At 72.5% G+C, this 6,553-nt stretch carries 5 protein-coding genes and 1 pseudogene; 3 read left to right on the top strand and 3 right to left on the bottom strand.

Annotation, left to right across the window (positions count from 1 at the left end; genetic code table 11):
- Positions 1 to 274: 274 nt before the first annotated feature.
- A complete protein-coding gene (locus ABTX62_RS29025) occupies positions 275 to 1,063 on the top strand; it encodes a carbon-nitrogen hydrolase family protein (protein WP_352118946.1) in 789 nt (262 codons plus the stop codon).
- Positions 1,064 to 1,112: 49 nt separating this feature from the next.
- A complete protein-coding gene (locus ABTX62_RS29020) occupies positions 1,113 to 2,810 on the top strand; it encodes a flavin monoamine oxidase family protein (protein WP_352118945.1) in 1,698 nt (565 codons plus the stop codon).
- Positions 2,811 to 2,856: 46 nt separating this feature from the next.
- Here ABTX62_RS29020 and ABTX62_RS29015 read toward each other — a convergent pair whose 3' ends face one another.
- Positions 2,857 to 3,600 carry a DUF5995 family protein gene (locus ABTX62_RS29015; RefSeq protein WP_352118944.1) on the bottom strand — a complete coding sequence of 248 codons (744 nt, stop codon included), beginning with the start codon at positions 3,598 to 3,600 and terminating at the stop codon, positions 2,857 to 2,859.
- A gap of 175 nt (positions 3,601 to 3,775) precedes the next feature.
- Between ABTX62_RS29015 and ABTX62_RS29010 the strand changes: the two genes are divergently transcribed.
- Positions 3,776 to 4,912, top strand: coding sequence for a glycoside hydrolase family 6 protein (locus tag ABTX62_RS29010; protein ID WP_352118949.1), 1,137 nt, complete (start codon positions 3,776 to 3,778; stop codon positions 4,910 to 4,912).
- 57 nt (positions 4,913 to 4,969) lie between these two features.
- Here the strand turns inward: ABTX62_RS29010 and ABTX62_RS29005 are convergent.
- A pseudogene (locus ABTX62_RS29005) lies at positions 4,970 to 5,140 on the bottom strand (nitrate reductase); the annotation flags it as partial.
- A gap of 67 nt (positions 5,141 to 5,207) precedes the next feature.
- Positions 5,208 to 6,413, bottom strand: a complete 1,206-nt coding sequence (locus ABTX62_RS29000) for an MFS transporter (protein WP_352118943.1) — start codon at positions 6,411 to 6,413, stop codon at positions 5,208 to 5,210.
- Positions 6,414 to 6,553: the final 140 nt, after the last annotated feature.

The following is a 6,553-nucleotide window of genomic DNA, read 5'->3' as shown; positions in this document are numbered from 1 at the left end:
CCTCGTACTGGGTGTACTTGGGCTTGCGCCCGGTGCGGCGAGAGTGCGTGCCGGGCGTCGCGACGGGGCGAACGTTGCCTGCTGCGGCACTAGCTGCGCTCCCAGGAGGAGCAGGGGTGCGGTCCTAGCCGCGCAACGAATCGCCGCCCGGCCCCGTGCGCACGCAACGAACCGTTCACCGGCGCGCAACGGCTCCTTCTTGTCCGCCCTGGTCAGCCGCCCGTACCGTCTACGTGGCCCCTCCAACCACCCTTCCGCCCGGTGAGGAACACGCATGCGCACCGCCCTGCTCCAGAGCTCCGGCCGGCCCGGTTCCACCGCCGAGAACCTCAAGGTCCTCGACGAGGCCGCCGGCCGGGCCGCCGCCGCGGGCGCCGGACTGCTGGTCACCTCCGAGCTGTTCCTCACCGGATACGCGATCGGCGACGAGATCGGCCGGCTCGCCGAGCCCGCCGACGGCGACTGCGCTGACGCCATCGCCGAGATCGCGACGAACCACGGCCTGGCGATCGCCTACGGCTACCCCGAGCGGGCCGGCGACACCGTGTTCAACTCCGCCCAGCTGATCTCCGCCGACGGCACCCGTCTCGCCAACCACCGCAAGACGCACCTCTTCGGCTGCTTCGAGCGCGACCACTTCACGCCCGGCGACCAGCCGGTCGTCCAGGCCGAGATCGACGGCCTCCGGGTCGGCATCCTGATCTGCTACGACGTGGAGTTCCCGGAGAACGTCCGCGCCCACGCCCTCGCCGGCACCGACCTGCTGGTCGTCCCGACCGCGCAGATGCACCCGTTCCAGTTCGTCGCCGAGTCGATGATCCCGGTGCGCGCCTTCGAGAACCAGATGTACGTCGCGTACGTCAACCGGGCCGGCCGGGAGGGCGAGTTCGAGTTCGTCGGGCTGTCCACGCTCGCCGGGCCCGACGGGATCGCCCGCACCCGCGCCGGACGCGGCGAGGAACTGGTGCTCGCCGACGTCGACCCGGCCTTCCTCGCCGCGTCGCGCGCGAACAACCCATATCTGCGCGACCGGCGGCCCGGCCTGTACGGCCCGCTCGTCTGACATCCCCCCAGAACCACCCGTTCGCATCTGTGCAAGGAGTCCGCACCCCATGACGTCCACCGTGCCCAACGCCGTCGAGCACGCTGACGCGCAGCAGCCGCCGATCACCATGTTCGGCCCGGACTTCCCGTACGCCTACGACGACTTCCTCGCCCACCCGGCGGGCCTCGGGCAGATACCCGCGACGCGGCACGGCACGGAGGTCGCGGTCATCGGCGGCGGCCTGTCCGGCATCGTCGCCGCGTACGAGCTCATGAAGATGGGACTCAAGCCGGTCGTCTACGAGGCCGACCGGATCGGCGGCCGGCTGCGCACGGTGGGCTTCGACGGATGCGACGAGTCCCTCACCGCCGAGATGGGCGCGATGCGCTTCCCGCCGTCCTCCACGGCCCTCCAGCACTACATCGACCTCGTAGGGCTGCAGACGCGGCCGTTCCCCAACCCCCTGAGCGAGGCGACCCCCTCGACCGTCGTCGACCTCAAGGGCGAGTCGCACTACGCCGAGACCATCGGCGACCTGCCCCAGGTCTACCGGGACGTCGCCGAGGCCTGGAACCGTTGCCTGGAGGAGGACGCCGACTTCTCCGACATGAACCGGGCCCTGCGCGAGCGGGACGTGCCGCGCATCCGCGAGATCTGGTCGCGGCTCGTCGAGAAGCTCGACAACCAGACCTTCTACGGCTTCCTCTGCGACTCCGAGGCGTTCAAGTCCTTCCGGCACCGCGAGATCTTCGGCCAGGTCGGCTTCGGCACGGGCGGCTGGGACACCGACTTCCCGAACTCCATCCTGGAGATCCTGCGCGTCGTCTACACCGAGGCCGACGACCACCACCGCGGCATCGTCGGCGGCTCCCAGCAACTGCCGCTGCGCCTGTGGGAACGCGAGCCGCAGAAGATCGTCCACTGGCCGCTCGGCACCTCGCTCGCGCGTCTGCACGAGGGCGGCGAGCCCCTCCCGGCCGTGACCCGGCTGCACCGCACCGCCGGCAACCGCATCACGGTGACCGACGCCCGCGGCGACATCCGCACCTTCCAGGCGGCGGTCTTCACCGCCCAGTCCTGGATGCTGCTGTCGAAGATCGCCTGCGACGACTCGCTCTTCCCGATCGACCACTGGACCGCCATCGAGCGCACCCACTACATGGAGAGCTCCAAGCTCTTCGTGCCGGTCGACCGGCCCTTCTGGCTGGACAAGGACGAGGAGACCGGCCGGGACGTCATGTCGATGACGCTCACCGACCGTATGACGCGCGGTACCTACCTGCTCGACGACGGCCCGGACAAGCCCGCCGTCATCTGCCTCTCCTACACCTGGTGCGACGACAGCCTGAAGTGGCTGCCGCTGTCCGCGAACGAGCGGATGGAGGTCATGCTGAAGTCGCTCGGCGAGATCTATCCCAAGGTCGACATCCGGGGGCACATCATCGGCAACCCGGTGACCGTCTCCTGGGAGAACGAGCCCTACTTCATGGGCGCGTTCAAGGCCAACCTGCCCGGCCACTACCGCTACCAGCGGCGCCTGTTCACGCACTTCATACAGGACCGGCTGCCCGAGGACAAGCGCGGCATCTTCCTCGCCGGCGACGACATCTCCTGGACGGCCGGCTGGGCCGAGGGCGCGATCCAGACCGCCCTCAACGCGGTCTGGGGCGTCATGCACCACCTCGGCGGCACGACCGACCCGACCAACCCGGGCCCGGGCGACGTCTACGACGAGATCGCGCCCGTCGAACTGCCGGAGGACTAGCCGCACTGACTGTGAGGTTGGGACGCGGGCTGACAGGAGCCGCACCTCACAGCCGGTCCGATCCGAACGACAGGCCCCGGGCCCGCAGACCCGGCTCGGCCAGGGGGGTGAGCAGCATGCGCCCCGCGAAGCCCACCGCCGTGTCCAGGCGTTCGGTGAACTCCGCGGCGACATCGGGGAGTTCGCGAAGAGCCCACAGCGCCCGGGCCGCCGTCCACGCGGCGTCCCGGGCGCGGTCCAGGCTCCAGGAGCCGAGCAGGTGGGTCAGCGGGTCGGCGATCCGGAAGAGGTCGGGGCCCGGCATCAGATCGTCGCGGATACGCTCCTCCAGCGAGACGAGGAGATCACCCACCAGGTCGAACTCGTCCTCCAGATCGACGGGTGCGCAGCGCAGCGTACGGCAGGTGTCCACGACGGCCAGCGCGAGATCGTGCCCGATGTGCGCGTTGATACCCGCCAGCGCGAACTGCAACGGCCGTACGCCGGGATGGCGGCGGAACTGGAACAGCGGGCGCCAGCAGGCGGGCGGGCGCCGGTCGCCCGGCACTGTCTCGACGGCCGCCAGGTAACGCTGCGCGAACCGTACGTCCAGCGTGATCGCGGCGTGGGCGTCCGCGAACCGCCCGGTGTCGACGTAGCGGTCCACCGCCTCCGTCACGGCGAGGTAGACGCGGTTGAAGACCGCTACCCCGTCCCGGGGATGCAGGGCCGCGTCGAGTTCGCGCATCCGGGAGATGACGGCGTCGACCGGAGTGTCCACGGCTGGGGGGACTTGTTCGCATCGCGGCATGCGGGCAGAGTCGCAGCTCTAGGCTGGCGGACGTACCGGCGGGCCCGGCGCTTCCCCGAAACGGGGGAACACCGCCCGCCGCAGGGGGAGGGGGAGCAGCACCGTGTCAGGCTCGCGCGCGCAGCGTCTGGCCGCCCGCAGGGGCGAACGCAGGCGCGCCGCCCGGCGCGGCGCGATGGTCGTGGCGGCCTCGCTGGTGCTCGCGGCCGGCGCGGTCGCCGGGGTCCTCGCCGCGCTCGACCACGGGCGGGCCCCGGACGAGGCCGGACCCCCCGGGGTGTCGGCCCCGCACCGCCCGGCGCCCCTGCCGGCCGTGCCGTCGACGTCCGCGCCGGCCACGGCCGAGTCCGCTTCCCCCTCGCCTTCGCCGTCCGCGCGCCGCACGCTGAGCTCCACCCCGCCCAGGAGGACCGAGAAGCAGCGGGAGCGCATCACCACCCGCGCCGCGGGGCGGCTGTACCGCCATCCCGACTCCCGAGTGCTCGACTGGGTCCGCTCCCACTCCGGCGACCCCCGGCACGCGGTCATCGCGTCCCGCATCGCCGAGCAGCCCGCGGCGGTCTGGTTCGCCGACTACTCGCCCGAGACCCTCACCGCCCGGGTCGCCGCGGTGACCTCGGGCGCGGCCGCGCTGGGACGGGTGCCCGTCGTCGTGCCGTACGCCGTTCCCGGCCGGGACTGCGGCGGCCACTCCCAGGGCGGGGCGCCCGACCTGGACGCGTACGACGCCTGGATCGACCGGTTCGCGGCGGGGCTGGGCTCCGGCGAGGTCATCGTCGTCCTGGAGCCGGACTCGATCGCCCAGGCCGCGTGCCTCTCCGCCGGTGATCGCGCGGACCGCTTCGCCTCACTGGCCCGGTCAGGCCGCGTCCTGAAGTCCGCCAACCCGCGGGCCCGCGTGTACTTCGACGCGGGACACTCGGGCTGGAACGCGTCCGGCACACAGGCGGCCTGGCTCAGACAGGCCGGTGCCGCCTCGCCCGCGTCCTCCGACGGGATCTTCAGCAACGTCTCCAACTTCCACTCCACCGCCGACGAGGTCGCCTACGACCGGCGGGTCCTCGACGCACTCGGCGGCCCGGAGAGCCTCGGCGCCGTCATCGACACCAGCCGCAACGGCAACGGCGCCCCGCCCGACGGCCAGTGGTGCGACCCGGCGGGCCGCAAGCTCGGCCGGGCACCCACGCTCACCACCGGCGAGGCCCGCATCGACGCCTACCTGTGGGTCAAACTGCCGGGGGAGTCGGACGGCTGCAAGGGCAGGCCCGGGACGTTCACGGCGTCCTACGCCTACGACTTGGCGTCGTCGTAGGAGGAGGTGCCCTCGTCCGGCAGGGGTGTCCGCGTCCTGAGACGGGACGGGGCGAAGGCCCGCAGGCGTGCTGACCAGCGCGATGACGACCGGCCGGGCGACCAGGATCGCCGACCGGTCGAACGACGGGGCGTGCGGCTCCGGCAGCCCGATCCGGTCGGCCCTGCCCACGCCGGACAGGTCCGGCCGCCGGTGGTGGGTGAGCCGGCCGCTCGCGGCCACGGAGTGGTGGCCGGGGTACGCCGGGAGCGCTGGTGACCGGGGCGGCGCCGGGCCCGTCGGGTCCGGCGCCGGTTCAGGGCCGCGGGTCCGGAACCGCCGTCTTCGGCCGGCCGAGCTTCGTCCGCTCGCCGGGGCGCAGCACCCCCGCGAACGCCACCAGGCCGCACGACAGCGCCGTCACCAGGCAGAACGACACCATCAGACTCGTCGCCTGGGCCACCATGCCGATCGCGCTCGGCGCGATCAGCCCCGAGGTGTACGTGATGGTCGCGACACCCGCGATGGCCAGGCTCGGGTTGGCGCCGCTGCGGCCGGCCGCGGCGAAGCACACCGGTACGACGACGGCGATGCCGAGCCCCATCAGGGCGAACCCGCTCATGGCCGCCGCCGGATGGTCCGCCACCACGATCAGCAACCCGCCCAGGACGGCGAACACGCCGCTCGTCCGCACCGTCCGCACGGCGCCGAAACGGTCGACGACCTTGTCGCCGGCGAGCCGCGCGACGGCCATGGTGAGCGTGAAGCCCGTCGTGCACGCCGCGGCGAGCCCGGCGGAGGTCTCCAACTGCTCGCGCAGATAGACCGCCGACCAGTCCAGGCTCGCGCCCTCCGCGAACACCGCGCAGAACCCGATCGCGCCGATGAGCAGCGCCGAGCGGGGCGGCAGCGCGAACCGCGGCGGCGGCTCCTCGTCCTCGGCGGGCTGCAGGTCGAGCACCCACTGGCAGGACAGCACACCGACGACGGTGAGGACCGCGGCGGCCAAGGCGTGGTGCAGCCGGGCGTCCGAGCCGAGGTGCGCGGCGAGCGTGCCGGCCGCCGAGCCGATCAGGGCGCCCGCGCTCCACATGCCGTGCAGCCCGGACATGATCGACCGGCCGAGGCGGTTCTCGACCTCGACGCCCAGCGCGTTCATCGCCACGTCCGCCGTGCCCGCCGTGGCGCCGTAGGTGAACAGGGCCAGACAGAGCGTCAGCAGGTTCGGGGCGAGGGAGGGAAGGACCAGGGACAACGTCCACAGGGCGATCAGTCCGCGCAGCGCGTTGCGGGCGCCGAAGCGGTGGCTGATGCTGCCGGCGAGCGGCATGGCCACGGACGCGCCGAGCGCGGGGAAGGCCAGCGCGATCCCCAACTGGCCCGCGCTCACGCCCGCGTGGTCCTGGATCCACGGCACGCGGGTGGCGAACGAGCCGGTCACGGCGCCGTGTACGGCGAAGACGGCGGCCACGGCGTACCGGGACCGCTTCACCTCGCGCTGTTCGTCGACCACGTTGCCCATTCTGCGGTCCCCCTCCACGTCACTGCCGTACTCGCCCAGCTCTCCGCGGTACTCGCCTCTGGTGCGGGCGTAAACTATCAGGAACCCTGCCTGATAATAAGAGGGTTTCCCGGCGGGCCTCGGTCCACGGCCCCGCCGAT

The sequence above is a fragment of the Streptomyces sp. NPDC096046 genome, from assembly GCF_040303285.1.
Classification (GTDB): domain Bacteria; phylum Actinomycetota; class Actinomycetes; order Streptomycetales; family Streptomycetaceae; genus Streptomyces.
Note: the sequence above shows the minus strand (reverse complement) of the source record. Positions and strands in the feature narration are given on the sequence as shown.

Excerpts from the sequence above, each read along its gene's own strand:
- ABTX62_RS29025 (WP_352118946.1), top strand. The coding sequence starts at position 275 with ATGCGCACCGCCCTGCTCCAGAGCTCCGGCCGGCCCGGTTCCACCGCC.
- ABTX62_RS29020 (WP_352118945.1), top strand. The coding sequence starts at position 1,113 with ATGACGTCCACCGTGCCCAACGCCGTCGAGCACGCTGACGCGCAGCAG.
- ABTX62_RS29015 (WP_352118944.1), bottom strand. The coding sequence starts at position 3,600 with ATGCCGCGATGCGAACAAGTCCCCCCAGCCGTGGACACTCCGGTCGAC.
- ABTX62_RS29010 (WP_352118949.1), top strand. The coding sequence starts at position 3,776 with ATGGTCGTGGCGGCCTCGCTGGTGCTCGCGGCCGGCGCGGTCGCCGGG.
- ABTX62_RS29000 (WP_352118943.1), bottom strand. The coding sequence starts at position 6,413 with ATGGGCAACGTGGTCGACGAACAGCGCGAGGTGAAGCGGTCCCGGTAC.